The organism is Enterobacter sp. BIDMC 27 (assembly GCF_000534415.1).
In the GTDB taxonomy this organism is placed as follows: Bacteria; Pseudomonadota; Gammaproteobacteria; order Enterobacterales; family Enterobacteriaceae; genus Enterobacter; species Enterobacter hormaechei_C.
The window spans coordinates 2,475,774-2,502,131 of sequence record NZ_KI973178.1; the positions used below are offsets into that span (position 1 = coordinate 2,475,774).

The 26,358-nt window shown below is 55.0% G+C and carries 20 protein-coding genes; 17 read left to right on the top strand and 3 right to left on the bottom strand.

Annotated elements, in window-relative coordinates:
- Position 1 precedes the first annotated feature (1 nt).
- A complete protein-coding gene (focA, locus tag L463_RS24270; RefSeq protein ID WP_017384832.1) occupies positions 2 to 859 on the bottom strand; it encodes a formate transporter FocA in 858 nt (285 codons plus the stop codon).
- A 405-nt stretch (positions 860 to 1,264) separates the two neighbouring features.
- The gene (ycaO, locus tag L463_RS10995; protein WP_032103957.1) at positions 1,265 to 3,025 is read right to left on the bottom strand and encodes a 30S ribosomal protein S12 methylthiotransferase accessory factor YcaO; all 1,761 of its coding nucleotides are present in this window, start codon (positions 3,023 to 3,025) and stop codon (positions 1,265 to 1,267) included.
- A gap of 127 nt (positions 3,026 to 3,152) precedes the next feature.
- Here ycaO and L463_RS10990 point away from each other — a divergent pair, with 127 nt between their 5' ends.
- The 13 genes from L463_RS10990 to L463_RS10930 all read left to right on the top strand — a co-directional run bounded on the left by L463_RS10990 (position 3,153) and on the right by L463_RS10930 (position 18,076).
- Positions 3,153 to 3,845 (top strand): DUF421 domain-containing protein, encoded by a 693-nt coding sequence (locus L463_RS10990; protein WP_023303389.1) that lies wholly within the window; start codon positions 3,153 to 3,155, stop codon positions 3,843 to 3,845.
- A 162-nt stretch (positions 3,846 to 4,007) separates the two neighbouring features.
- Entirely contained in the window at positions 4,008 to 5,096 is a 1,089-nt protein-coding gene (gene serC / locus L463_RS10985) for a 3-phosphoserine/phosphohydroxythreonine transaminase (protein ID WP_017384829.1), read from the top strand.
- Between the two features lie 68 nt (positions 5,097 to 5,164).
- Entirely contained in the window at positions 5,165 to 6,448 is a 1,284-nt protein-coding gene (aroA, locus tag L463_RS10980; RefSeq protein WP_032103946.1) for a 3-phosphoshikimate 1-carboxyvinyltransferase, read from the top strand.
- A 185-nt stretch (positions 6,449 to 6,633) separates the two neighbouring features.
- Positions 6,634 to 7,317, top strand: a complete 684-nt coding sequence (gene cmk / locus L463_RS10975) for a (d)CMP kinase (RefSeq protein WP_032673174.1) — start codon at positions 6,634 to 6,636, stop codon at positions 7,315 to 7,317.
- Between the two features lie 111 nt (positions 7,318 to 7,428).
- Entirely contained in the window at positions 7,429 to 9,102 is a 1,674-nt protein-coding gene (gene rpsA / locus L463_RS10970; RefSeq protein WP_003858235.1) for a 30S ribosomal protein S1, read from the top strand.
- A 170-nt stretch (positions 9,103 to 9,272) separates the two neighbouring features.
- Entirely contained in the window at positions 9,273 to 9,560 is a 288-nt protein-coding gene (gene ihfB, locus L463_RS10965) for an integration host factor subunit beta (RefSeq protein ID WP_003858233.1), read from the top strand.
- Between the two features lie 212 nt (positions 9,561 to 9,772).
- Positions 9,773 to 12,037: a ComEC family protein gene (locus L463_RS10960; protein WP_032103949.1), complete on the top strand. Its 2,265-nt coding sequence runs from the start codon at positions 9,773 to 9,775 to the stop codon at positions 12,035 to 12,037.
- Positions 12,038 to 12,073: 36 nt separating this feature from the next.
- Positions 12,074 to 13,822, top strand: coding sequence for a lipid A ABC transporter ATP-binding protein/permease MsbA (gene msbA / locus L463_RS10955; protein WP_032103950.1), 1,749 nt, complete (start codon positions 12,074 to 12,076; stop codon positions 13,820 to 13,822).
- Positions 13,819 to 14,796 (top strand): tetraacyldisaccharide 4'-kinase, encoded by a 978-nt coding sequence (lpxK, locus tag L463_RS10950; RefSeq protein ID WP_015570966.1) that lies wholly within the window; start codon positions 13,819 to 13,821, stop codon positions 14,794 to 14,796. Before msbA ends, lpxK begins: the two co-directional genes overlap by 4 nt.
- A gap of 43 nt (positions 14,797 to 14,839) precedes the next feature.
- Positions 14,840 to 16,069: a winged helix-turn-helix domain-containing protein gene (locus L463_RS10945; RefSeq protein WP_032103951.1), complete on the top strand. Its 1,230-nt coding sequence runs from the start codon at positions 14,840 to 14,842 to the stop codon at positions 16,067 to 16,069.
- A gap of 45 nt (positions 16,070 to 16,114) precedes the next feature.
- Complete coding sequence (gene ycaR / locus L463_RS10940; RefSeq protein ID WP_003858220.1) at positions 16,115 to 16,297, top strand: protein YcaR; 183 nt, start codon at positions 16,115 to 16,117, stop codon at positions 16,295 to 16,297.
- Positions 16,294 to 17,040, top strand: coding sequence for a 3-deoxy-manno-octulosonate cytidylyltransferase (kdsB, locus tag L463_RS10935; protein WP_015570964.1), 747 nt, complete (start codon positions 16,294 to 16,296; stop codon positions 17,038 to 17,040). The genes ycaR and kdsB overlap by 4 nt, the downstream gene beginning before the upstream one ends.
- Positions 17,041 to 17,182: 142 nt before the next feature.
- The gene (locus tag L463_RS10930) at positions 17,183 to 18,076 is read left to right on the top strand and encodes a YcbJ family phosphotransferase (RefSeq protein WP_003858216.1); all 894 of its coding nucleotides are present in this window, start codon (positions 17,183 to 17,185) and stop codon (positions 18,074 to 18,076) included.
- Here the strand turns inward: L463_RS10930 and elyC are convergent.
- Positions 18,053 to 18,832, bottom strand: a complete 780-nt coding sequence (gene elyC, locus L463_RS10925; protein WP_015570963.1) for an envelope biogenesis factor ElyC — start codon at positions 18,830 to 18,832, stop codon at positions 18,053 to 18,055. The two genes, L463_RS10930 and elyC, sit on opposite strands and share 24 nt — an antisense overlap.
- Positions 18,833 to 18,952: 120 nt before the next feature.
- Between elyC and cmoM the strand changes: the two genes are divergently transcribed.
- Genes cmoM through mukB form a run of 4 tightly spaced genes read left to right on the top strand, consistent with a single transcriptional unit; the run spans position 18,953 to position 26,191 of the window.
- Positions 18,953 to 19,732: a tRNA uridine 5-oxyacetic acid(34) methyltransferase CmoM gene (cmoM, locus tag L463_RS10920; RefSeq protein WP_003858212.1), complete on the top strand. Its 780-nt coding sequence runs from the start codon at positions 18,953 to 18,955 to the stop codon at positions 19,730 to 19,732.
- A 3-nt stretch (positions 19,733 to 19,735) separates the two neighbouring features.
- Positions 19,736 to 21,058, top strand: coding sequence for a chromosome partition protein MukF (gene mukF / locus L463_RS10915; protein WP_015570962.1), 1,323 nt, complete (start codon positions 19,736 to 19,738; stop codon positions 21,056 to 21,058).
- Positions 21,039 to 21,743, top strand: coding sequence for a chromosome partition protein MukE (gene mukE / locus L463_RS10910; protein WP_017384823.1), 705 nt, complete (start codon positions 21,039 to 21,041; stop codon positions 21,741 to 21,743). Before mukF ends, mukE begins: the two co-directional genes overlap by 20 nt.
- Positions 21,743 to 26,191 (top strand): chromosome partition protein MukB, encoded by a 4,449-nt coding sequence (gene mukB, locus L463_RS10905; protein WP_032673175.1) that lies wholly within the window; start codon positions 21,743 to 21,745, stop codon positions 26,189 to 26,191. Before mukE ends, mukB begins: the two co-directional genes overlap by 1 nt.
- Positions 26,192 to 26,358: the final 167 nt, after the last annotated feature.

Sequence of the window (26,358 nt, forward strand, 5' to 3'; positions counted from 1 at the left end):
ATTAATGATGATCGCCGCCACGCAGGTAAATGACCCAGTATGTCAACCCAACTAACAGACCCCCACCGATAATGTTCCCGATAGTGACGGGGATCAGGTTATCAGTAATGAAGTTCATAATAGTCAGGTGTGAAAAACTTTCCGGGGTTGAACCTACAGCAGTCCAGAACTCCGGGCTTGCAAAGTTGCGGATAACAATACCCATCGGGATCATGAACATATTCGCAATACTGTGCTCAAAGCCGCTGGCAACAAACATCGCAACCGGCAGAACCATAATCATGGCTTTATCCATCAGGCTACGACCAGAGTAGCTCATCCAGACCGCCAGGCAGACCATCAGGTTTGCGAGGATGCCGAGAGCAACAGCTTCGATAAATGTATGGTGCATTTTGTGGTCGGCGGTTTGCAGGACGTTAAGCCCCCAGCCGCCGTTGGCGGTCATATACTCGCCAGAGAGCCACATCAACAGAACAAAGAGCAGACAGCCAATCAGGTTGCCAACGTAAACGTTGAGCCAGTTGCGCCCCAGTTGACCCCAGGTAATTCTTCCGCTGGCTTTTGCCACCACAATCAGCACCGTTGAGGTGAAGAGGTCGGCGCCGCAGATGACGCAGAGAATCAGGCCCAGTGAGAAGCAAATACCACCAATCAGTTTCGCTATGCCGAAAGGCATCCCGGCAGTGCCGGTGGTGGCTGTGATATAGAAGACGAAAGCGATGGAGATGAACACCCCAGCCGTAATGGCCAGAAAGAACGTCGTCATCGGATGTTTCGTGGCTTTGTAGACACCCGCTTCTTCGGCAACTTTCGCCATCGCAGCGGGGAGTAATAGATCAAAAGGGTTGTCAGCTTTCACACTAACTCTCTCTTTATTAAGTCGGCGACGAGATACTAACAAAGCATTATAGAAGAGAAATTGATATAGATCATATCTCGCCTGGCTTATAGGCCCGCAGTGTGTATGGTTTTACAGCAAAAGCGGAGTAAGTATTTGATTATCCGTGTAAAAATAAATTTTAAAAGTTATGAAAAGAGTTGAATTTTTTCCTTCAGCCTCCCGTGGAACAGTTAATTAAAATGGAGTATTTATTATAATTAGTAACAGTAAAGCTCAGGTAAGCGTTTTTATATTTACCCGTGGTTAACTTAATTATTACAATTAAACGTCATTGCGGAAAAATAAAAAAAAGGGGCAATGAAATTGCCCCGTAATATAGCTCAGGCGATTGAATACGCCTACAGCCATTAATGTTATATGCGCTTATTTTGACCAGTAAGCGGCTTTTGCCTTCTGCAATTTTTCATACGCATTCAGCAGTGACTGATGCGCCGGGAAGGCTTTCAGATCGCTGTCAACCGCTTGCAGGCCGTAGAATGGTTCTTCACCGCTCAGCGCCGCGCTGGCAGCTTCAACGGCATCCGCACCGTACATACGTACAAATGCGTTCAGATACTGCAATGGCTCGCGGTCGTCTTCCTGAGAAAGCAGGAGCAGCGTTTGCAGGCAACGGTAATAGTTTGTGCGCTCGGCGGAGAAGACGGACTGGTTAAACTCCATCGTCCACTCGGTCCAGGCCAAAGCCTGATCCAGATCGCCGCCCGCCAGCGCCAGCATCGCTTTCAGCTCGCCGATGCGCAGGGTGTACCAGCCGTTATCTTTTCCGGTCGCCAGACCCAGCAGTTCGCGCACGCGGGTGAAATCATCGTGTCCTTCTTCGTCCAGCTGGGCGATCAGGTTCAGATAATCTTCTTTATCCCACTCGCTGCCTGGCAGGGCCAGCAGGGTTTCACGCAGATGCGCGCCCATGCTGTTGTTCGCCAGCCACAGATCTTCTGCCGGATAAATGTCCGACATACCTGGCACAATAATACGGCACGCGTAAACACCGAGGTGTTCATAGTCGGCAATGTAAACTTCCTGATCTTCCGCGTTGAAGATCGCCATCAGGGTGGCGAATTCTTCTTCCGTCGTACCGGCAAAGCTCCAGTCCACGAACGGATAGTCCGCGTCCTGTTTGAACATATCCCAGGAGATCAAACCGCTGGAGTCGATGAAGTGTGTTTCGAGGTTGGTGTGCTCGGCGACTTCTTCGTCATCAAAGGTTGGCGGACTAAAGACATCGAGATCTTTCAGGCTACGACCTTGCAGCAGTTCGGTTACGGTACGCTCCAGCGCCACGCCGAAGTCCGGGTGCGCGCCGAAGGAGGCGAAGCAGGTGCCATTTGCCGGGTTGAACAGTACCACGCAGATAACCGGATATTTGCCGCCCAGAGAGCCGTCATAAGCAAAGATTGGGAAACCTTCTGCTTCCAGTTTGGCGATGGATTCCACCACGCCCGGGTAGCGCGCCAGCACGTCAGCCGGGATCTCCGGCAGGCTGATGGATTCAGCAATAATGCGGTTTTTGATATGACGCTCGAAAACTTCAGACAATCCCTGCACGCGCGCTTCGTTGCGGGTATTACCGGCAGACATGCCGTTAGACACATACAGGTTGCCGACGATGTTCATCGGGATATAAACGGTCTGCTCGTCAGACTGACGGGTGAACGGCAGGGCGCAGATCCCACGATCCTCATTGCCGGATTGCAGGTCGATCAACATGCTGCCGGTCAGTTCGTTTTCCGGATCGTAGAACGCGCGCAGGCGGGCATCGAGAATGCCTTCCGGCAGTTCATCGTTTTCGGTCAGCGGGAACCATTTTTCGTTCGGATAGTGAACGAACGGACCGTTGGCAATAGTTTCGCCCAGCCAGAAGTCGGCGAAGAAGTAGTTGGTGGACAGACGCTCAAAATACTCACCCAGTGCAGAGGCCAGCGCCGCTTTTTTGGTCGCGCCTTTACCGTTGGTAAAGCACAGCGCACAGTCTTTGTCGCGAATATGCACGGACCAGACGTGAGGCACCGGATTCAGCCAGGAGGCTTCTTCGATATTAAAGCCCAGGTCGGTCAGTTTCTGCTGGAAGCGAGCGATGGAATCTTCCAGAGCGGCGTCTTTGCCGGGGATAAACGTTTGAGTCATGGCGTTCACTTTTATCGTACGTAAAGCGCGCAATGATACGGGTTTTGCGTGACGGGTGCTATCTCCGGCGAAAATAAATGGCTGGACTATGCTTATAAGCAGTAACCTACTGTTAAGGCATAGAAAAATGAAAGCTTTCGATCTCCAGCGGATGGCGTTTGATAAAGTCCCTCCTGAGTTTTTAGGCGAAGTAGCGCTGCGCAGCCTGTACACCTTTGTACTCGTTTTCCTGTTTCTGAAAATCACCGGACGTCGCGGCGTGCGGCAGATGTCGCTGTTTGAAGTGCTGATCATCCTGACGCTGGGGTCGGCGGCAGGGGACGTTGCCTTTTATGACGATGTGCCGATGGTGCCGGTCTTTATCGTCTTCGTGACGCTTGCACTGCTGTACCGGCTGGTCATGTGGCTGATGTCGAAAAGTGAGAAACTGGAAGATCTGCTCGAAGGGAAGCCGGTGGTGATTGTCGAAGATGGTCAACTGGCCTGGGAGAATGTGCAAAGCGCCAATATGACGGAGTTTGAGTTCTTTATGGAACTCCGTTTGAGCAGCGTTGAGCAACTGGGGCAGGTGCGTCTGGCGATTATGGAAACGAATGGTCAAATCAGCGTCTATTACTATTCCGACGATGAGGTGAAGCCCGGCCTGTGCATCCTGCCGGATATGCTCATCGAGCGATACAAAACTGTACCTGAAGCGGGCGAGTACGCCTGCATAAAATGTAGTCATGTCGTGGTTATGCAGGCGGGCGAACATCAATTATGCCCCCGCTGTACGAATCCAGAATGGACGAAGGTTAGCCGGGCTAAACGCATCACCTGACAGCGATTTTGTCGGTTTTGTGACAACGGTACGGCAGATTGTATTGTGTGACGAGGGGCACATTTCTTCGGCCATCAGTTTTAGACATTGCGGCGCGTGTCACTGAATGATAAAACCGATATCCACAGTTATAACTTATGGCTTTTAGCGTGGTGAGGGGAAATGGCTCAAGTCTTTAATTTCAGTTCAGGTCCGGCAATGTTACCGGCAGACGTGCTCAAACAGGCTCAACAGGAGCTGTGTGACTGGAACGGTCTGGGTACGTCGGTGATGGAAGTCAGCCACCGGGGTAAAGCGTTTATTCAGGTGGCGGAAGAAGCAGAAAAGGATTTTCGCGATCTGCTGAACATTCCCTCGAACTACAAAGTATTGTTCTGTCACGGCGGTGGACGCGGCCAGTTTGCGGGTATCCCGCTCAATCTACTGGGCGACAAAACCACCGCTGATTACGTTGATGCCGGCTACTGGGCGGCCAGTGCGGTAAAAGAAGCGCACAAATATTGCACGCCGAATGTCATCGATGCCAAAGTGACCGTTGACGGTCTGCGCGCCGTGAAGCCGATGAGTGAGTGGCAGCTTTCTGACAACGCCGCGTATCTTCACTACTGCCCAAACGAAACCATCGACGGTATTGCCATTCACGAAGAGCCAGACTTTGGCGAAAATGTCATTGTGACGGCGGATCTCTCTTCAACCATTCTGTCCACCCCGCTGGATGTCAGCCGCTACGGCGTCATCTACGCGGGTGCCCAGAAAAACATCGGTCCTGCGGGTCTGACTATCGTTATTGTGCGTGAAGACCTGCTGGGGAAAGCCCATAAGTCTTGCCCGTCAATTCTGGATTACACCGTCCTGAACGACAACGATTCCATGTTCAACACCCCACCAACGTTTGCCTGGTATCTCTCCGGCCTGGTCTTCAAATGGCTGAAGCAAAAAGGCGGTGTGGCGCAGATGGATAAGATCAATCAGCAAAAGGCTGAACTGCTGTACGGCGTGATCGACAAGAGCGATTTCTACCGTAACGATGTCGCCAAAACTAACCGTTCGCGCATGAACGTGCCGTTCCAGCTTGCGGACAGCAACCTGGATAACGTGTTCCTGGAAGAGTCCTTCGCGGCGGGTCTGCATGCGCTGAAAGGCCACCGTGTGGTAGGCGGAATGCGCGCCTCTATCTATAACGCCATGCCGCTGGAGGGCGTTAAAGCCCTGACTGATTTCATGATCGACTTCGAACGTCGTCACGGTTAATTGGCTGTTTTTCACCCCCGCAGCGTTCCTGCGGGGTTTTTATTATGTTGAGTTGAGAGTTGAGTTTCATGGAATCCCTGACGTTACAACCTATCGCGCGGGTAGATGGCACCATTAATCTGCCTGGTTCAAAAAGTGTCTCGAACCGCGCTCTGCTGCTGGCAGCTCTGGCAAACGGCACCACCGTCCTCACTAATCTGCTGGACAGCGATGACGTGCGCCATATGCTCAATGCACTGAAAGCGTTGGGCGTTCAGTACGCGCTGTCTGACGATCGTACCCGTTGTGAAGTCACCGGTAACGGCGGCGCGTTACATTCTGCTGAAGCGCTGGAGCTTTTCCTGGGTAACGCCGGTACCGCGATGCGTCCTCTGGCCGCAGCGCTGTGTCTGGGGAGTAACGATATTGTGCTGACCGGTGAGCCGCGAATGAAAGAGCGTCCGATCGGCCATCTGGTGGATGCCCTGCGTCAGGGCGGCGCGCAGATTGATTATCTTGAGCAGGAAAATTACCCGCCCCTGCGTCTGCGCGGGGGATTCACTGGCGGCAATGTTGAGGTTGACGGTAGCGTTTCCAGCCAGTTCCTGACCGCGCTGCTGATGACCGCACCGCTGGCACCACAGGACACCGTCATCAGCATTAAAGGCGACCTGGTTTCTAAGCCGTACATTGATATCACCCTGCACCTAATGAACACCTTTGGTGTTGAGGTGGAAAACCAGTCTTATCAGCGTTTCGTGGTTCGCGGTGGGCAGCAGTACCAGTCGCCGGGCCACTACCTGGTTGAAGGCGATGCTTCATCCGCCTCCTATTTCCTTGCCGCAGGCGCGATTAAAGGCGGTACGGTTAAAGTGACGGGCATTGGCCGCAACAGCGTGCAGGGCGATATCCGTTTTGCTGACGTGCTGGAAAAAATGGGCGCGGTGGTGACCTGGGGCGATGACTTCATCTCCTGCACCCACGGTGAGCTGAACGCCATCGATATGGATATGAACCATATTCCGGATGCGGCGATGACCATTGCCACCGCTGCGCTGTTTGCGAAAGGCACCACCACGCTGCGAAACATTTACAACTGGCGTGTGAAAGAGACGGACCGCCTGTTCGCGATGGCAACCGAGCTGCGTAAAGTGGGGGCCGAGGTAGAAGAGGGCGAAGACTACATTCGCGTCACGCCGCCGGCAAAACTGCAATTTGCAGAAATTGGCACCTACAACGATCACCGCATGGCGATGTGTTTCTCGCTGGTGGCGTTGTCAGATACGCCAGTCACTATCCTTGATCCGAAGTGTACGGCAAAAACGTTCCCGGACTACTTCGAACAGCTGGCGCGCATTAGCACCCTGGCCTGATTATCGTATGCCGCATCACCTGATGCGGCATTTCCTTACGCTTTCTGACACTCATCCTCTTTCATTTCTTCTACACTCTGCTTCAATCATTCCGTAATTTGCACGCAAAGGTAACAGTTGCGCACGTTGGCGCGTATAATGCGCGGCGTTCATGTAAACGGTATGCCTTAATTAAGGAGAAAAAGATGACGGCAATTGCCCCGGTAATCACCATTGATGGGCCAAGTGGCGCAGGGAAAGGTACTCTGTGCAAAGCGATGGCGGAAGCATTGCAATGGCATCTTTTAGATTCGGGAGCAATCTATCGCGTGCTGGCGCTGGCTGCGCTGCATCATCATGTGGATGTTGCGTCTGAAGAAGCTCTGGTACCGCTGGCTGCGCATCTGGATGTGCGCTTTGGCTCGACCGATGGCAACCTTGAAGTGATCCTTGAAGGGGAAGATGTCAGCGGTGAAATCCGTACGCAAGAAGTGGCCAATGCGGCCTCTCAGGTGGCGGCTTTCCCACGCGTTCGTGAAGCGCTGTTACGTCGCCAGCGCGGTTTCCGTGAAGCGCCGGGGCTGATCGCCGACGGCCGCGACATGGGAACCGTGGTATTCCCCGATGCGCCAGTGAAAATTTTCCTTGACGCCTCTTCAGAAGAACGTGCTCAACGCCGCATGCTTCAGTTGCAGGAAAAGGGGTTTAGTGTTAACTTTGATCGCCTTTTATCCGAGATAAAAGAGCGCGATGACCGCGATCGTAACCGCGCCGTCGCACCACTTGTTCCCGCGCAAGACGCATTAGTGCTGGATTCAACCAGTTTAACTATTGAGCAAGTGATTGAAAAAGCGCTACAATATGCGCGCCAAAAACTGGCACTCGCGTAATCGCGACCGATTTAGCAGTACCCCCGCTGCAATGGATTGACGGCGGGTATGTGAAACAACCCCATCCGGCACGGAGCCAGGTGGACGTTAATATTAACCTGAAGATTAAACATGACTGAATCTTTTGCTCAACTGTTTGAAGAATCCTTAAAAGAAATCGAAACCCGTCCGGGTTCCATCGTTCGTGGCGTTGTTGTTGCTATCGACAAAGACGTTGTACTGGTTGACGCCGGTCTGAAATCTGAGTCTGCCATCCCGGCTGAGCAGTTCAAAAACGCCCAGGGCGAGCTGGAAATCCAGGTTGGTGACGAAGTTGACGTTGCTCTGGACGCAGTAGAAGACGGCTTCGGCGAAACCCTGCTGTCTCGTGAGAAAGCTAAACGTCACGAAGCATGGATCACGCTGGAAAAAGCTTACGAAGAAGCTGAAACTGTGGTCGGTGTTATCAACGGCAAAGTTAAAGGTGGCTTCACTGTTGAGCTGAATGGTATTCGTGCGTTCCTGCCAGGTTCTCTGGTAGACGTTCGTCCAGTCCGTGACACCCTGCACCTCGAAGGCAAAGAGCTTGAGTTCAAAGTAATCAAGCTGGACCAGAAGCGTAACAACGTTGTTGTTTCCCGTCGTGCCGTTATCGAATCCGAAAACAGCGCAGAACGCGATCAGCTGCTGGAAAACCTGCAGGAAGGCATGGAAGTCAAAGGTATCGTTAAGAACCTCACTGACTACGGCGCATTCGTTGACCTGGGCGGCGTTGATGGCCTGCTGCACATCACCGACATGGCGTGGAAACGCGTTAAGCACCCAAGCGAAATCGTGAACGTGGGCGACGAAATCACTGTTAAAGTGCTGAAGTTCGACCGCGAGCGTACTCGTGTATCCCTCGGCCTGAAACAGCTGGGCGAAGATCCATGGGTAGCTATCGCTAAGCGTTACCCAGAAGGTACTAAACTGACTGGTCGCGTTACCAACCTGACTGACTACGGCTGCTTCGTTGAAATCGAAGAAGGCGTTGAAGGTCTGGTGCACGTTTCCGAAATGGACTGGACCAACAAAAACATCCACCCATCCAAAGTTGTTAACGTTGGTGATGTAGTGGAAGTGATGGTTCTGGATATCGACGAAGAACGTCGTCGTATCTCCCTGGGCCTGAAGCAATGCAAAAACAACCCATGGCAGCAGTTCGCGGAAACCCACAACAAGGGCGACCGTGTTGAAGGTAAAATCAAGTCTATCACTGACTTCGGTATCTTCATCGGCCTGGACGGCGGCATCGATGGCCTGGTTCACCTGTCTGACATCTCCTGGAACGTTGCAGGCGAAGAAGCAGTTCGTGAATACAAAAAAGGCGACGAAATCGCAGCAGTTGTTCTGCAAGTTGACGCAGAGCGTGAGCGTATCTCCCTGGGTGTTAAACAGCTCGCAGAAGATCCGTTCAACAACTGGGTTGCACTGAACAAGAAAGGCGCAATCGTAAACGGTAAAGTGACTGCTGTTGACGCTAAAGGCGCAACCGTAGAACTGGCTGACGGCGTTGAAGGTTACCTGCGCGCTTCCGAAGCTTCACGTGACCGCGTTGAAGATGCAACTCTGGTTCTGAGCGTTGGTGACGACGTTGAAGCTAAGTTCACCGGTGTTGACCGTAAGAACCGTGCAATCAGCCTGTCTGTTCGTGCTAAAGACGAAGCTGATGAGAAAGATGCAATCGCAACTGTGAACAAACAGGAAGATGCAAACTTCTCTAACAACGCAATGGCTGAAGCTTTCAAAGCAGCTAAAGGCGAGTAAGTTCAGGTTCGCACCATCATTTGAGCTGTAACGCATTTACAGCGCGAAGGATGGAGAGCAGACTTGACAGATTGCAGGATTCGTCCTGTAATCAATAACAAAGGGCGGCTACGGCCGCCCTTGTTTAATAAGCTGTTCAGCTAATGGGTTTGAAAGGAACCGGAGGAATCATGACCAAGTCAGAATTGATTGAAAGACTTGCCAGTCAGCAACCGCATATCCCTGCCAAGGCTGTGGAAGATGCCGTTAAAGAGATGCTGGAGCATATGGCTACCACTCTTGCCCAGGGCGAGCGCATTGAAATCCGCGGTTTCGGTAGTTTTTCTCTGCACTATCGTGCACCACGTACCGGGCGTAACCCGAAGACTGGTGATAAAGTGGAGCTGGAAGGAAAGTATGTTCCGCACTTTAAGCCGGGTAAAGAACTGCGCGATCGCGCCAATATTTACGGTAACTGAGTTTAATCATCAGGGTTAAACTGAGTTTAAAGAAAGCACCTTAGGGTGCTTTTTTTGTATCCCGCCCCTGCATTTCTGAATACGCGCCGCATTTAAATTTTCTCTTTGCTGTAAACGCTTAAAAACGTTGCAGCGCCCGCTGTAAATCACGTTTTTTCTGTCTGACGACGCATCAATCCCGCCGCATAATCACCTGAAACATGGAGGTGAAGATGGGGATCCACGTTATCAGTATGTGCGCCATTCTGGCCATAATCCCGCTCTATTGGTTACCCGTTTTGCCAGATTTGCATATTGTCTGGTTGCTGATTGCCGCAGGAATTGCGTTATCCGTACAGCAGAGAAAATGGCTCAGGTTTTCAGGCCTCGCATTGCTTTTTATGTGCTGGGGGATCCTGGCCGCTCAGGAAAGCGTGTGGCAGATGAACTATTTAACGCAAGCACCGCAGCAGACCGAGGTGGTCATTACCGCAACGGACGGCGCAACGATGCATCAGGGAAGGATTGTCAGCCTCAATGGAGAACGCGTGTGGGCTGCCATGGGCGTGGCGCTGTATGGCAACTATTTGCCGCAAAACGTCTGCGTGGGTCAACGCTGGGCAATGACCCTGCGGCTCAGGGCGGTACACGGAGAACTCAACGATGGCGGCTATGATTCACAGAAAAATGCCTTTGCCCGACACCAGACGCTGAGTGGACGGTTTACCCATGCGGCGCTCGTTGACGAAGGCTGTAGTCTGCGTGCGCAATACCTGACATCACTACAGAATACTCTTTCAGCATATCAGTGGGGACCCGTGATCCTGGGGCTGGGGATGGGGGAGCGGCTGTCGGTCTCGCGGGAGATAAAAAACCTGATGCGTGATACCGGAACGATGCATCTGATGGCAATCTCGGGATTACATATTGCGCTGGCCGCTTCTGTCATCTGGTTTCTGGCGCGGGGCATCCAGTTCTTCCTGCCGGGCCGCTGGATTATCTGGCAAATCCCCTTGCTGGCAGGGCTGATTTTTGCCGCGTTTTACGCATGGCTAACGGGCTTGCAGCCGCCCGCGCTGCGCACGGTTATCGCGCTTGTGGTACTGGCTGCATTAAAAATGAGCGGTCACCAGTGGTCGCCCTGGCAGGTATGGCTTACCTGCGTGGCGGCGATCCTGATTTTCGACCCACTGGCGGTACTGTCACAAAGCCTGGCGTTGTCAGCGTTTGCGGTCGCCGCGCTTATTTTTTGGTATCAGTGGTTGCCTCTCCCGCACTGGCAACGTGGCCGGTGCCTGCGGCCGCTGGTTACGCTGTTGTATTTGCAGGTTGGAATGCTGCTGCTTCTGTTGCCGCTTCAGGTCCTGATTTTCCATGGTTTCAGCCTCTCCTCGCTGGTGGCGAACCTGTTTGCCGTTCCTCTGGTCACGTTTATCTCAGTTCCGCTGATCCTGCTCGGCATGTTTCTGCATCTGTTTCCGGTCGCTGCGCTGGAAAGTATTGTCTGGCTGGCTACTGATAAATCTCTGGCAGGGCTTTTCTGGCTATTGATGCGTTTACCGAATGGCTGGCAGGACGTTGATGAACGCTGGCAATACCTGACGTTACTGCCGTGGCTGCTGGTCATTGGCTGGCGATTCAGGGCCTTCAGCGCAGCACCCGCAGTCTGTCTGGCAGGCAGCGTGGTGCTGGCCTTTCCCCTCTGGCACAGGGTTAAAACAGACAGCTGGTCCCTGCATATGCTGGATGTAGGGCAGGGGCTGGCGATGGTCATTGAGCGTCACGGCAAGGCCATTCTGTATGACACCGGGCTGGCATGGCCCGGTGGGGACAGTGCGCAACAGCTGATTATCCCCTGGCTACGCTGGCATCATCTGAGACCGGAAGGGGTGATCCTGAGCCATGAACATCTCGACCACGCGGGGGGACTGGCATCGCTAAAAGCTGCCTGGCCCGCAATGTGGATCAGGAGCCCCTTATCCTGGTCCGGACATCTTCCGTGCTTTCGAGGACAGCGATGGCAGTGGCAGGGTTTAACGTTCTCCGTGCACTGGCCACCCGAAAACACCTCGGCGAAAGGTAACAACCGCTCCTGCGTGGTAAAAATCGATGACGGCGAACAGAGCGTTTTACTGACCGGAGACATTGAAGCGCAGGCAGAACTGGCAATGCTGAGCCACCGCTGGCGTCAGCTTGCGTCTACACTGATTCAGGTGCCGCATCATGGAAGTAACACGTCATCTTCAACACTGTTGCTACAGCGCGTAGAGGGGCAGGTTTCGCTGGCCTCGATGGCCCGCTATAACGCGTGGCGTTTCCCTTCTATTAAAGTGGTCCGGCGCTATCGAACGGAGGGATATCTCTGGCTTGATACCCCGCAGTCCGGGCAGATATCTGTGACCTTTTCGCACCATAGTTGGCAAATTCGTCGCTTACGCGAACACTATTTACCGCGTTGGTATCATCAGTGGTTTGGCGCGCCCGTAGATAACGGGTAGAATATGCGGCTATTTCAACAAATGCTGGTTTTTTGAATGCATAACGACAAAGATCTCTCCACGTGGCAAACGTTCCGCCGGCTCTGGCCGATGATTGCTCCTTTCAAAACAGGCTTGATCGTGGCGGGCGTAGCGTTAATCCTCAACGCAGCCAGCGATACGTTTATGTTATCGCTTCTCAAACCGTTACTGGATGACGGTTTTGGTAAAACGGATCGTTCAGTGCTGCTATGGATGCCGCTGGTGGTTATTGGGCTGATGATCTTACGCGGAATCTCCAGCTATGTATCCAGCTACTGCATCTCCTGGGTATCCGGTAAAGTGGTGATGACCATGCGCCGTCGGTTATTCAGCCATATGATGGGGATGCCAGTCTCATTCTTTGACAAACAGTCAACCGGTACCCTGCTGTCGCGTATTACCTACGATTCGGAGCAAGTGGCCTCGTCCTCTTCCAGCGCACTGATTACCGTTGTGCGTGAAGGCGCATCCATCATCGGCCTGTTCGCGATGATGTTCTATTACAGCTGGCAACTGTCGCTGATCCTTATTGTGCTGGCGCCGATTGTCTCCATCGCGATCCGCGTGGTATCAAAGCGTTTTCGCAACATCAGTAAAAATATGCAGAATACGATGGGGCAGGTGACTACCAGCGCCGAGCAGATGCTGAAAGGCCATAAGGAAGTGTTGATTTTCGGCGGTCAGGAAGTCGAAACCAAACGCTTTGACAAGGTCAGCAACAGAATGCGCCTGCAAGGAATGAAAATGGTATCGGCCTCGTCGATTTCCGATCCGATCATTCAGCTGATTGCCTCTCTGGCCCTGGCCTTCGTCTTGTATGCCGCCAGTTTCCCGAGCGTCATGGAAACCCTGACTGCGGGTACCATTACGGTGGTGTTCTCATCCATGATTGCGCTAATGCGTCCGCTGAAATCGCTGACTAACGTCAACGCCCAGTTCCAGCGCGGGATGGCAGCCTGTCAGACGCTATTCAGCATCCTCGATTCCGAACAGGAAAAAGATGAAGGTACACGCGAGATCGAGCGCGCTAAAGGCGACCTGGAATTCCGTAACGTCACCTTTACCTATCCAGGCCGTGAAGTGCCGGCGCTGCGTGATATCAGCCTGTCCATCCCGGCGGGTAAAACCGTTGCGCTGGTCGGTCGTTCCGGTTCGGGCAAGTCGACCATTGCCAGCCTGATTACCCGTTTCTACGATATCGACCAGGGCGAGATCCTGCTTGATGGTCACGACCTGCGGGAATATACCCTCCAGTCGCTGCGTAACCAGGTCGCGCTGGTCTCGCAGAACGTGCATCTGTTCAACGATACGGTGGCGAACAACATTGCGTATGCCCGTACCGAAGAGTACAGCCGTGAAGAGATTGAGAATGCGGCGCGTATGGCCTATGCGATGGACTTCATTAACAAAATGGATAACGGTCTGGATACGATCATTGGCGAAAACGGGGTGCTGCTCTCAGGTGGTCAGCGTCAGCGTATCGCGATTGCCCGCGCGCTGCTGCGCAACAGCCCGATTCTGATCCTCGATGAAGCAACGTCCGCACTGGATACGGAATCTGAACGCGCTATTCAGTCTGCTCTGGATGAATTACAGAAAAACCGTACCTCGCTGGTTATCGCGCACCGCCTGTCGACCATCGAACAGGCTGACGAAATCGTGGTGGTGGAAGATGGCGTGATCGTTGAACGCGGCAGCCATGCGGACCTGCTGGAACAGCGTGGTGTTTACGCGCAGCTTCATAAAATGCAGTTCGGTCAATGATTGCACGCATCTGGTCGGGGGAATCCCCTCTGTGGGTGCTGCTTCTCCCGCTCTCCTGGCTGTATGGCCTGGTGAGCGGTGCTATTCGTCTGCTTTACCGCCTCGGGATCAAGCGCGCCTGGCGCGCACCGGTACCGGTGGTGGTGGTCGGCAACCTGACGGCGGGTGGAAACGGCAAAACCCCGGTGGTGATCTGGCTGGTAGAACAGCTCCATAAACGCGGTATCCGCCCGGGAGTTGTCTCACGCGGTTACGGTGGTAAAGCGGCGCAGTATCCACTGGTGCTGAGCCCAGCTACGACAACCGCTGAAGCCGGTGATGAGCCGGTACTGATTTACCAGCGTACCGGCGCGCCGGTTGCGGTATCGCCGGTGCGCAGTGATGCCGTGAAGGCACTGCTTGCGGAGCATGACGTACAAATCGTTATTACCGATGATGGTTTGCAGCATTACGCGCTGGCGCGTGACAAAGAGATCGTGGTCATTGACGGCGTGCGGCGTTTTGGCAACGGCTGGTGGCTGCCAGCCGGTCCAATGCGTGAGCGTGCGTCGCGCCTGAAGAGCGTCGATGCTGTGATTGTAAACGGTGGTGAAGCCAGAGCGGGCGAAATCCCGATGCATCTTCGTCCCGGACAGGCCGTGAATATGTTGACCGGCGTGCGTAAAGACGTCGCGCAACTGGAACATCTGGTTGCGATGGCCGGTATAGGTCATCCGCCGCGTTTCTTCGCAACGCTGGAGCAGTGCGGCGCAAAGCTTGATAAACGGGTGCCGCTCGCCGATCACCAGGCGTTAGTTGCCGAAGAGGTTGAAAGGCTGGCAGCGCCGGGACAGACGCTGATCATGACGGAAAAAGACGCGGTAAAATGCCGGGCCTTTGCGAAAGAAAACTGGTGGTATCTGCCGGTTGACGCTGAACTCAGCGGCGAACAGCCGGAACATTTGCTCAAGGAACTGCTCGCGTTAGTGCAGTAACTTCTACGCGGTTCCGGTGGCGCTTTGACTAACAGGAAAACGCATGTCTCTACCGCAATTCTCACTTGCAGCCGCACGAAACCTGCATCTTGCCGCCCAGGGGCTTCTGAAAAAGCCCCGCCGCCGCGCGCAGCCAGCTGATATCCTCTCTACCGTGCAACGCATGTCGTTGCTGCAAATCGACACCATTAACATCGTGGCGCGTAGCCCGTATCTGGTCCTGTTTAGCCGCCTGGGAAACTATCCTCCGCAGTGGCTGGATAATGCGCTAAGTCAGGGCGAACTGATGGAATACTGGGCGCATGAAGCCTGTTTTCTCCCACGAAGCGATTTTGCCCTGGTGCGTCACCGCATGCTCGCCCCGGACAAAATGGGCTGGAAATACCGTCAGGAGTGGATGGTGGAACACGCGGATGAAATAGAGCAACTGATTGCCCATATTCAGGAAAACGGGCCGGTACGCTCCGCGGATTTTGAACACCCGCGAAAAGGCGCAAGCGGATGGTGGGAGTGGAAACCGCACAAACGCCATCTTGAAGGGCTGTTTACGTCGGGCAAAGTGATGGTGGTCGAGCGTCGCAACTTTCAGCGCGTCTATGACCTCACACACCGCGTTATGCCTCACTGGGACGATACGCGTGACCTGCTGTCTCAGGACGCTGCCGAAGCCATCATGCTCGGGAATAGCGCCCGCAGCCTTGGCATCTTCCGTCCACAGTGGCTGGCGGATTATTATCGTCTGCGTCAGCCGCAGCTAAAACCACTGCTGGAATCGTGGCAGCGCGAACAGCGCGTCATGCCGGTCTCGGTAGAGTCGTTAGGTGAAATGTGGTTGCATGCGGATTTGTTCCCTCTGCTGGCGCAGGCGCAGGAGGGCAAACTCCAGGCGACCCACAGTGCCGTGCTGTCGCCGTTCGACCCCGTTGTCTGGGACAGAAAGCGGGCCGGGCAGTTGTTTAATTTCAGCTACCGTCTGGAATGCTACACTCCGGCGCCCAGACGGCAGTATGGTTATTTTGTTTTGCCGCTGCTGCACAAAGGCCAGCTAGTCGGGCGCATGGACGCTAAAATGCACCGTAAAACCGGCATGCTTGAAATTATCGCGCTCTGGCTTGAAGAGGGCATAAAGGTGACGGCTGGCCTGGAGAAAGGGTTAACGACTGCGCTCAGTGAATTTGCCCGCTGGCAGGGGGCGCATGAAATTGTACTCGGTCGCGTGCCTGCGGGGCTGTTTACGACCTGTCGAGGTGGCTGGGAAACAGGCACTCCCTGAAAAGGGAATGTGATAAGCTTTAGCGATTACCCATACGGAGGAACTATGGATCACCGTTTACTTGAAATTATTGCCTGCCCGGTGTGCAACGGCAAACTGTATTACAGCCAGGATAAACAAGAGCTGATTTGCAAACTGGACAGCCTGGCGTTCCCGCTGCGTGACGGTATTCCGGTCCTGCTGGAAAATGAAGCCCGTTCCCTGGTGGCAGAAGAGATCAAACCATGAGTTTTGTTGTCATTATCCCTGCGCGTTATGCTTCAACGCGCCTGCCAGGTAAACCGCTGGTGGATATCAATGGCAAACCGATGATTGTGCATGTCCTTGAACGGGCACGCGAATCGGGCGCCGGACGCGTCATCGTCGCCACCGATCACCCGGATGTTGCGCGCGCGGTTGAGGCCGCGGGTGGGGAAGTGTGCATGACCCGTGCCGATCATCAGTCAGGCACCGAGCGCCTTGCGGAAGTCGTCGAAAAATGCGGTTTCAGCGACGAGACGGTGATTGTGAACGTGCAGGGCGATGAGCCGATGATCCCGGCGGCGATTATCCGTCAGGTGGCCGACAACCTGGCTCAGCGTCAGGTCGGGATGGCGACCCTCGCGGTGCCGATTCACCACGCTGAAGAGGCGTTCAATCCGAATGCGGTGAAAGTGGTCATGGACGCAGAGGGCTACGCGCTCTATTTCTCCCGCGCCACCATTCCGTGGGATCGCGATCGTTTCGCGCAATCGAAAGAGACAATCGGCGAAACCTTCCTGCGCCACATCGGTATTTACGGCTACCGCGCCGGCTTTATTCGTCGCTACGTCGCCTGGGCACCAAGCCCGCTGGAGCATATTGAAATGCTCGAACAGCTTCGCGTGCTGTGGTACGGCGAGAAAATTCACGTTGCGGTTGCCCAGGAAATCCCAGGCACCGGCGTGGATACCCCTGAAGATCTCGAGCGCGTACGCGTCGAAATGCGTTAATTCGCTGGCATCCCCTCGTCTGGGGGGATGCTCTCCCGCCAGGCTATTTTCCTTTTCTTTTTCATTATTGATCTCTACCGGGTGACATCCGGGTTTCGCGCGCTCATTATAAAAGCAGTAGTCTTAATGGGGGTAATCTCATATGGAACAGCTGCGTGCTGAACTCAGCCATCTCCTTGGCGAAAAGCTAAGCCGGGTGGAATGCGTGAATGAAAAGGCCGACACCGCACTCTGGTCGTTGTACGACAGTCAGGGAAACCCCATGCCGCTGATGGCCAGAAGTTTTACCTCGCCGGGCGTCGCCAGACAGCTGGCCTGGAAAATGTCGATGCTGGCGCGGGAAGGGACTGTCCGCATGCCGACGGTCTACGGCGTGATGACCCATGAGGAGCATCCCGGCCCGGATGTTCTGCTTATCGAGCGTTTACGCGGGGTTTCTGTTGAAGCCCCGACGCGTACACCGGAGCGCTGGGAACAGCTGAAAGATCAGATTGTCGAGGCTCTGCTTGCCTGGCATCGGCAGGACAGCCGGGGACTTGTTGGCGCGGTGGACAGCACGCAGGAAAACCTGTGGCCGCTGTGGTATCGCCAGCGTGTTGAAGTGCTGTGGGGCACGCTGAACCAGTTCAACAACACCGGTTTAACGATGCAGGACAAACGTATTTTATTCCGCACCCGGGAGTGTCTGCCGACGCTGTTTGAGGGCTTTAACGACAACTGCGTGCTGGTTCACGGCAATTTCACGCTGCGCAGTATGCTTAAAGACTCGCGCAGCGACCAGCTGCTGGCGATGGTCGGGCCGGGGATCATGCTCTGGGCGCCGCGCGAGTACGAACTGTTCAGGCTGAGCGAGGGCGGGGCGGCGGAAGATTTGCTCTGGCACTATCTTCAGCGCGCCCCTGTTGCGGAGGCCTTTCTCTGGCGACGCTGGCTCTATCTTCTCTGGGATGAGGTGGCGCAGCTGGTCAACACCGGGCGCTTTAATCGCGCCAGTTTCGATCTGGCCGCAAAATCACTCCTGCCCTGGCTTGCCTGACGAACCTTTGAGCCACTGCCAGAGGCGGCCAAGCGTCTCGTAGCCGACGCGATCGCTGTGCATCAGCCATACCGGGGACGGGATTATCCGTTCCCACGGATTGAGCGGGGCGTCAATAGCCATCTGGTTTGCCGGAGCAGGAAGCGGATGCAGGCCCTGCTTCTCAAAGAAAATCATTGCGCGCGGCAGGTGTGAAGCAGAGGTCACCAGCAGGAACGGTACATCACCGATGGCCTGTTTCACCGCCGCCGCCTCTTCTTCGGTATCTTTTGGGCTATCCAGCGTGATGATGGCGGAACGTGGTACGCCAAGCGATTCAGCCACTCTTGCTCCTGCTTCAGCGGTACTGACCGGGTTGGTTTTTGCCGCAGCGCCCGTGAAGATCATCTTCGATCCCGGATTGGCCAGCCACAGGCGGATCCCCTCGTTCAGGCGCGGCAGGCTGTTGTTGATCAGGTTCGAGCTGGGCGCCCAGTTCGGATCCCAGGTATACCCGCCGCCCAGCACCACGATATAGCCCACCTTCTGATTTCCCTGCCATGTCGGGTAGGTGTTTTCAATCGGACGTAATAAACCGTCAGCGACCGGTTGCAGGCTGAGTAACAGCAGCGCCAGCCAGCCCACGGTAACGAGGGATTTACCGCTTTTCTGAAAGCGGCTAAACCATATTAATGCCAGCCCCAGCGCGATGAGAAGCAACAGCAGGGGAAGGGGAAGCATCATGCCTCCGATATATTTTTTTAGGGTAAAAAGCATCCTTTTTGGTTCCTTTTTTAACCATACAGCAGGCGATTGTCGGTGATATTACACCAGAGTGGTTCATTCTCCGCGCGGGTGTGACAAAATAGCGGTTTTGTAGTGAGTGGAACCCTCCCAATGCGGGATCGCAATTTTGATGACATCGCGGAAAAGTTTTCGCGCAACATTTATGGCACCACCAAAGGTCAGCTTCGTCAGACGATCCTCTGGCAGGATCTGGACAAGCTGCTGGCTGAATTCGGTGACCGACCGTTGCGCGTGCTGGATGCTGGCGGTGGGGAAGGTCAGACTGCAATTCTGATGGCGCAGCGGGGACATCACGTCACGCTTTGCGATCTTTCTGCCGAGATGGTTGCGCGCGCAGGGCGAGCGGCAGAAGAGAAAGGTGTGAGCGACAACATGCATTTTATACATTGCGCCGCTCAGGACATTCCGCAGCATTTGGAAACGCAGGTTGATCTGATATTGTTTCATGCTGTGCTCGAATGGATCGCCGAACCACAAGCGATGTTAAAAACGCTGTGGTCGATGTTGCGCCCGGGCGGTGCGTTATCGCTGATGTTTTACAATGCCAACGGCCTGCTAATGCGAAACGTGCTGGTCGGCAATTTTGGCTATGTACAGCAGGGCATGTATAAAAAGAAACGACGCACGCTTTCACCGGATTTCCCCCGTGAACCGCAGCAGGTCTATGGCTGGCTGGAGGAGATCGGTTGGGAAATTACCGGCAAAACCGGCGTGAGGGTGTTTCATGATTATCTGCGTGATAAACAAAAACAGGATGACTGTTTAGACGCCTTAACAGAAATAGAGACGCGGTACTGCCGCCAGGAGCCTTATCTGAGCCTTGGCCGCTATATACACGTCACCGCGCGCAAGCCGCAGATGCAAGGATAATCTATGAGTGAATTTTCCCAGACAGTCCCCGAACTGGTTGCCTGGGCCAGGAAAAACGATTTCTCCATCTCGCTGCCGGTAGACAGACTCTCATTCCTGCTGGCGGTTGCGACGCTAAACGGCGAACGCCTGGATGGCGAAATGAGTGAAGGCGAACTGGTGGATGCGTTCCGCCACGTCAGTGATGCGTTTGAGCAAACCAGCGAAACCATTAGCGTGCGTGCCAACAACGCAATCAATGATATGGTGCGTCAACGTCTGCTGAACCGCTTTACCAGCGAGCAGGCGGAAGGAAACGCCATCTATCGTCTTACGCCACTGGGCATTGGCATTACCGACTATTACATCCGCCAGCGCGAATTTTCCACGCTGCGTCTCTCCATGCAGCTCTCTATTGTTGCAGGTGAGCTGAAGCGTGCCGCCGACGCGGCTGATGAAAACGGTGACGAATTCCACTGGCATCGCAACGTTTACGCGCCGCTGAAATATTCGGTCGCCGAGATTTTCGACAGTATCGATCTGACTCAACGTCTGATGGACGAACAGCAGCAGCAGGTGAAAGACGATATCGCTCAACTGCTTAATAAAGACTGGCGTGCGGCCATCTCCAGCTGTGAACTCTTGCTGTCAGAAACGTCCGGTACGCTGCGTGAGTTGCAGGATACGCTGGAGGCGGCGGGGGATAAGCTACAGGCCAATCTGCTGCGCATCCAGGACGCGACAATGGCGCACGACGATCTGCATTTTATCGACCGTCTGGTGTTTGATTTGCAGAGCAAGCTTGACCGCATTATCAGCTGGGGCCAGCAGTCGATCGACCTGTGGATCGGTTACGACCGCCACGTGCATAAATTTATCCGTACCGCCATCGATATGGATAAGAATCGCGTCTTTGCTCAACGTCTGCGCCAGTCGGTACAGACCTACTTCGATGCGCCGTGGGCGCTGACCTACGCCAACGCCGATCGTCTGCTGGATATGCGCGACGAAGAGATGGCGCTGCGTGATGAAGAGGTCACCGGTGAACTGCCGCCGGATCTGGAATACGAAGAATTTAACGAAATTCGCGAGCAGCTTGCGGCGATGATCGAAGAACAGCTCGCTGTCTACAAAACCAGACAAGCACCGCTGGATCTTGGCCTCGTGGTACGCGACTATCTGGCGCAGTATCCGCGCGCGCGCCACTTCGATGTTGCTCGCATTGTTGTAGACCAGGCGGTGCGCCTGGGCATCGCACAAGCCGATTTCACCGGACTGCCGCCGAAGTGGCAGCCGATTAACGATTACGGAGCCAAGGTACAGGCGCATGTCATTGACAAATATTGAACACGTGATGCCAGTTAAGCTGGCACAGGCGCTGGCGAATCCGTTGTTTCCGGCGCTGGATAGCCAGCTGCGTGCCGGTCGTCACATTGGCCTTGACGAGCTGGATAATCACGCCTTTTTGATGGACTTTCAGGAGTACCTGGAAGAGTTTTACGCTCGCTATAACGTTGAGCTGATCCGCGCGCCGGAAGGGTTTTTCTACCTGCGTCCGCGCTCTACCACGCTTATTCCGCGCTCGGTGCTTTCCGAACTGGATATGATGGTCGGCAAAATTCTCTGCTACCTCTATCTCAGCCCGGAACGTCTGGCGAATGAAGGGATCTTCACCCAGCAGGAGCTTTACGATGAGCTGCTGTCGCTGGCGGATGAAAGCAAGCTGCTCAAGCTGGTCAATAACCGCTCAACGGGGTCCGATCTGGACCGTCAGAAATTACAGGAAAAAGTTCGCTCTTCCCTGAACCGTCTGCGCCGTCTGGGAATGGTCTGGTTCATGGGTCACGACAGCAGCAAGTTCCGTATTACCGAATCGGTCTTCCGTTTTGGCGCCGACGTGCGTGCGGGTGACGATGCGCGTGAAGCGCAGCTGCGCATGATCCGTGACGGTGAAGCGATGCCGGTGGAAAACCATTTGCAGCTCAATGACGAGCACGAAGAGAATCAGCCGGATAGCGGGGAGGAAGAGTAATGATTGAACGCGGTAAATTTCGCTCACTAACGCTGATTAACTGGAACGGCTTCTTTGCCCGAACCTTCGATCTGGATGAGCTGGTGACAACGCTCTCCGGCGGTAACGGGGCGGGTAAATCCACCACCATGGCGGCCTTCGTGACGGCGCTGATCCCTGACCTGACCCTGCTGCACTTCCGTAACACCACTGAAGCGGGCGCCACGAGCGGCTCTCGTGATAAAGGTCTGCACGGTAAGCTGAAAGCGGGCGTCTGTTATTCCGTACTGGACGTGATCAACTCCCGTCATCAGCGCGTGGTTGTAGGCGTGCGTCTGCAACAGGTTGCTGGCCGCGACCGTAAAGTAGATATCAAACCGTTTGCGATCCAGGGACTACCAACCTCTGTACAGCCGACCGCGCTGCTGACGGAAACCCTGAATGAACGTCAGGCGCGAGTCCTCACGCTCCAGGAGCTGAAAGACAAGCTGGAAGCTATCGAAGGCGTGCAGTTTAAGCAGTTTAACTCCATTACCGACTATCACTCTCTGATGTTCGATCTCGGCGTGGTAGCCCGTCGTCTGCGCAGCGCGTCAGATCGTAGTAAATACTACCGTCTGATTGAAGCCTCCCTGTACGGCGGTATCTCCAGCGCCATTACTCGCTCCCTGCGCGACTACCTGCTGCCGGAAAACAGCGGCGTGCGTAAGGCCTTCCAGGATATGGAAGCCGCGCTGCGTGAAAACCGCATGACGCTGGAAGCGATTCGCGTCACACAGTCTGACCGCGACCTGTTTAAGCACCTGATCAGCGAAGCCACCAACTACGTGGCGGCGGACTATATGCGCCACGCCAACGAGCGCCGTATTCATCTCGACCAGGCGCTGGAGTATCGCCGCGAGCTGTTTACCTCCCGCAAACAGCTGGTGGCTGAGCAGTATAAGCATGTCGAAATGGCGCGCGAACTGGGCGAGCACAACGGTGCGGAAGGGGATCTGGAAGCCGATTACCAGGCGGCCAGCGATCACCTGAACCTGGTGCAGACCGCGCTGCGTCAGCAGGAAAAAATCGAGCGCTATGAAGCCGATCTGGATGAGCTGCAAATTCGTCTTGAAGAGCAAAATGAAGTGGTGGCCGAAGCTGCCGAATTGCAGGAAGAGAACGAAGCCCGCGCGGAAGCCGCCGAGCTGGAAGTGGATGAGCTGAAAAGCCAGCTTGCTGATTACCAGCAGGCGCTGGACGTGCAGCAGACGCGTGGGATTCAGTACAACCAGGCGTTGCAGGCGTTGCAGCGTGCCAAAGAGCTGTGCCATCTGCCGGACCTGACCCCGGAAAGCGCTGACGAATGGCTGGATACCTTCCAGGCCAAAGAGCAGGAAGCCACTGAGAAACTGCTTTCTCTCGATCAGAAAATGAGCGTGGCGCAAACGGCGCATAGCCAGTTTGAGCAGGCGTACCAGCTGGTGGTGGCGATTAACGGTCCGCTGGCGCGTAACGAAGCGTGGGACGTTGCCCGTGAGCTGCTGCGCGACGGCGTCAATCAACGCCATCTGGCCGAACAGGTGCAGCCGCTGCGCATGCGCCTGAACGAGCTGGAACAGCGTCTGCGTGAACAGCAGGAAGCCGAGCGTCTGCTGGCGGAATTCTGCAAGCGTCAGGGTAAAAATTACGATTTCGACGAGCTTGAGGCCCTGCACCAGGAGCTGGAAGCGCGTATTGCGGCCCTGTCGGATACCGTATCGAACGCCAGCGAACAGCGCATGACGCTGCGTCAGGAGCTGGAACAGCTTCAGTCCCGTTCGAAGACGCTCTTACAGCGTGCGCCGATCTGGCTGGCCGCACAAAGCAGCCTGAACCAGCTCAGCGAACAGTGTGGCCAGGAGTTTTCCTCCAGCCAGGACGTCACCGAATACATGCAACAGCTGCTGGAGCGCGAGCGTGAAGCGATTGTTGAGCGTGACGAAGTGGGTGCGCGCAAGCGTGACGTCGATGAAGAGATTGAGCGTTTAAGCCAGCCTGGCGGCTCAGAAGATCCGCGCCTGAATGCCTTAGCCGAGCGTTTCGGCGGCGTGCTGCTGTCTGAAATTTACGACGATGTCGGCCTGGACGATGCGCCGTACTTCTCCGCGCTGTACGGTCCATCCCGTAACGCGATTGTGGTGCCGGATCTGTCGCTGATTTCTGACCAGCTTGCAGGGCTGGAAGACTGCCCGGAAGATCTCTACCTCATCGAAGGGGATCCGCAGTCGTTTGATGACAGCGTATTCAGCGTCGACGAGCTGGAAAAAGCGGTGGTGGTGAAAATCGCCGATCGCCAGTGGCGCTATTCGCGCTTCCCGGAACTGCCGCTGTTTGGCCGCGCCGCGCGTGAAAACCGTATTGAAAGCCTGCACGCTGAGCGCGAAACGCTTTCTGAACGTTTTGCAACCCTGTCGTTTGATGTTCAAAAAACGCAGCGTCTGCATCAGGCGTTCAGCCGCTTTATCGGCAGCCACCTGGGCGTTGCCTTTGAGCCCGATCCGGAAGCTGAAATTCGCAAGCTCAACACCCGTCGTGGAGAGCTGGAGCGTGCGCTTGCCAGCCATGAAAATGACAACCAGCAAAGCCGCGTGCAGTTCGAGCAGGCGAAAGAGGGCGTTGCGGCCCTTAACCGCATCCTGCCGCGCCTGAACCTGCTGGCGGACGATACGCTCGCCGACCGCGTAGACGAAATTCAGGAACGTCTGGACGAAGCGCAGGAAGCGGCGCGCTTTGTGCAGCAGCACGGCAATCAGCTGGCAAAACTGGAGCCGATGGTTTCCGTTCTCCAGAGCGACCCGGAACAGTTTGAGCAGTTAAAAGAGGATTATGCCTGGTCACAGCAGGTGCAGCGCGAAGCGCGTCAGCAGGCGTTTGCCCTGACGGAAGTGGTGCAACGTCGCGCACACTTCGGCTACTCCGATTCAGCAGAAATGCTGAGCGGGAACAGCGATCTTAATGAAAAGCTGCGCCAGCGTCTTGAGCAGGCCGAAGCAGAGCGTACGCGCGCCCGTGAAGCGATGCGTACTCACGCCGCACAGCTGAGCCAGTACAGCCAGGTCATGGCCTCGCTGAAAAGCTCCTTCGACACCAAGAAAGAGCTGTTAAACGATCTGCATAAAGAGTTGCAGGACATCGGCGTTCGCGCCGACAGCGGTGCAGAAGAGCGGGCGCGTATTCGCCGCGATGAACTGCATGCTCAGCTCAGTAACAACCGCGCGCGTCGTAATCAGCTGGAAAAAGCGCTGACCTTCTGTGAAGCAGAGATGGACAACCTGACGCGACGCCTGCGCAAGCTGGAGCGTGACTATCATGAGATGCGTGAACAGGTTGTGACCGCGAAGGCGGGGTGGTGCGCGGTGATGCGCATGGTGAAAGATAACAACGTGGAGCGTCGTCTGCATCGTCGCGAGCTGGCGTACCTGTCTGCCGATGAACTGCGCTCTATGTCGGATAAGGCGCTGGGCGCGCTGCGTCTGGCGGTGGCGGATAACGAACACCTGCGCGACGTGCTGCGTATGTCCGAAGATCCGAAGCGTCCTGAGCGCAAAATTCAGTTCTTCGTGGCGGTTTATCAGCACTTACGCGAGCGTATTCGTCAGGACATCATCCGTACCGACGATCCGGTGGAAGCGATCGAACAGATGGAGATCGAGCTGGGCCGTCTGACGGAGGAGCTGACCTCCCGCGAGCAGAAGCTGGCAATCAGCTCCCGCAGCGTGGCGAATATTATTCGTAAAACCATTCAGCGCGAGCAGAACCGTATCCGTCAGCTGAACCAGGGCCTGCAAAGCGTGTCGTTTGGCCAGGTCAACAGCGTGCGGCTGAACGTGAACGTGCGTGAGGCGCACTCCACGCTGCTGGACGTGTTGTCTGAACAGCACGAACAGCATCAGGATCTGTTCAACAGTAACCGCCTGACCTTCTCCGAAGCGCTGGCGAAGCTATATCAGCGTCTGAATCCGCAGATTGACATGGGCCAGCGTACGCCGCAAACCATCGGCGAGGAGCTGCTGGACTACCGCAACTATCTGGAAATGGAAGTTGAGGTTAACCGTGGCTCAGACGGCTGGCTGCGCGCGGAATCCGGTGCGCTCTCTACCGGTGAAGCCATCGGTACCGGTATGTCGATTCTGGTGATGGTGGTTCAGAGCTGGGAAGATGAAGCGCGTCGTCTGCGCGGCAAAGACATCTCGCCATGCCGTCTGCTGTTCCTCGATGAAGCCGCGCGTCTCGACGCCCGCTCCATCGCCACGCTGTTTGAGCTTTGCGAGCGACTCGATATGCAGCTCATCATCGCGGCGCCGGAAAACATCAGTCCGGAAAAAGGGACAACCTATAAGCTGGTGCGTAAGGTGTTCCAGAACAGTGAACACGTACACGTCGTGGGCCTGCGTGGTTTCGCCCCGCAGCCACCGGAGTCATTACCGGGCACGGCTGACGCCTCTTAACCCGGGGTGCGACAAATAGCGGCGCTCATGCGCCGCTTTTTTTATTCACTTAACTTGTGTTCAGGGCTGCGTTATCTTTAAACTTCTTTACATAAGGTAAGGCAGCAGCGAGTATGCCTTTCTATACTGAAGGAAAGCTCCAGAATAATGGGCATGTCGTGAAAAAC

What these genes read in the sequence shown, in the direction of transcription:
- ycaO (WP_032103957.1), bottom strand. Translation starts at nt 3,025, where the DNA reads ATGACTCAAACGTTTATCCCCGGCAAAGACGCCGCTCTGGAAGATTCC.
- L463_RS10990 (WP_023303389.1), top strand. Translation starts at nt 3,153, where the DNA reads ATGAAAGCTTTCGATCTCCAGCGGATGGCGTTTGATAAAGTCCCTCCT.
- serC (WP_017384829.1), top strand. Translation starts at nt 4,008, where the DNA reads ATGGCTCAAGTCTTTAATTTCAGTTCAGGTCCGGCAATGTTACCGGCA.
- aroA (WP_032103946.1), top strand. Translation starts at nt 5,165, where the DNA reads ATGGAATCCCTGACGTTACAACCTATCGCGCGGGTAGATGGCACCATT.
- cmk (WP_032673174.1), top strand. Translation starts at nt 6,634, where the DNA reads ATGACGGCAATTGCCCCGGTAATCACCATTGATGGGCCAAGTGGCGCA.
- rpsA (WP_003858235.1), top strand. Translation starts at nt 7,429, where the DNA reads ATGACTGAATCTTTTGCTCAACTGTTTGAAGAATCCTTAAAAGAAATC.
- ihfB (WP_003858233.1), top strand. Translation starts at nt 9,273, where the DNA reads ATGACCAAGTCAGAATTGATTGAAAGACTTGCCAGTCAGCAACCGCAT.
- L463_RS10960 (WP_032103949.1), top strand. Translation starts at nt 9,773, where the DNA reads ATGGGGATCCACGTTATCAGTATGTGCGCCATTCTGGCCATAATCCCG.
- msbA (WP_032103950.1), top strand. Translation starts at nt 12,074, where the DNA reads ATGCATAACGACAAAGATCTCTCCACGTGGCAAACGTTCCGCCGGCTC.
- lpxK (WP_015570966.1), top strand. Translation starts at nt 13,819, where the DNA reads ATGATTGCACGCATCTGGTCGGGGGAATCCCCTCTGTGGGTGCTGCTT.
- L463_RS10945 (WP_032103951.1), top strand. Translation starts at nt 14,840, where the DNA reads ATGTCTCTACCGCAATTCTCACTTGCAGCCGCACGAAACCTGCATCTT.
- ycaR (WP_003858220.1), top strand. Translation starts at nt 16,115, where the DNA reads ATGGATCACCGTTTACTTGAAATTATTGCCTGCCCGGTGTGCAACGGC.
- kdsB (WP_015570964.1), top strand. Translation starts at nt 16,294, where the DNA reads ATGAGTTTTGTTGTCATTATCCCTGCGCGTTATGCTTCAACGCGCCTG.
- L463_RS10930 (WP_003858216.1), top strand. Translation starts at nt 17,183, where the DNA reads ATGGAACAGCTGCGTGCTGAACTCAGCCATCTCCTTGGCGAAAAGCTA.
- elyC (WP_015570963.1), bottom strand. Translation starts at nt 18,832, where the DNA reads ATGCTTTTTACCCTAAAAAAATATATCGGAGGCATGATGCTTCCCCTT.
- cmoM (WP_003858212.1), top strand. Translation starts at nt 18,953, where the DNA reads ATGCGGGATCGCAATTTTGATGACATCGCGGAAAAGTTTTCGCGCAAC.
- mukF (WP_015570962.1), top strand. Translation starts at nt 19,736, where the DNA reads ATGAGTGAATTTTCCCAGACAGTCCCCGAACTGGTTGCCTGGGCCAGG.
- mukE (WP_017384823.1), top strand. Translation starts at nt 21,039, where the DNA reads ATGTCATTGACAAATATTGAACACGTGATGCCAGTTAAGCTGGCACAG.
- mukB (WP_032673175.1), top strand. Translation starts at nt 21,743, where the DNA reads ATGATTGAACGCGGTAAATTTCGCTCACTAACGCTGATTAACTGGAAC.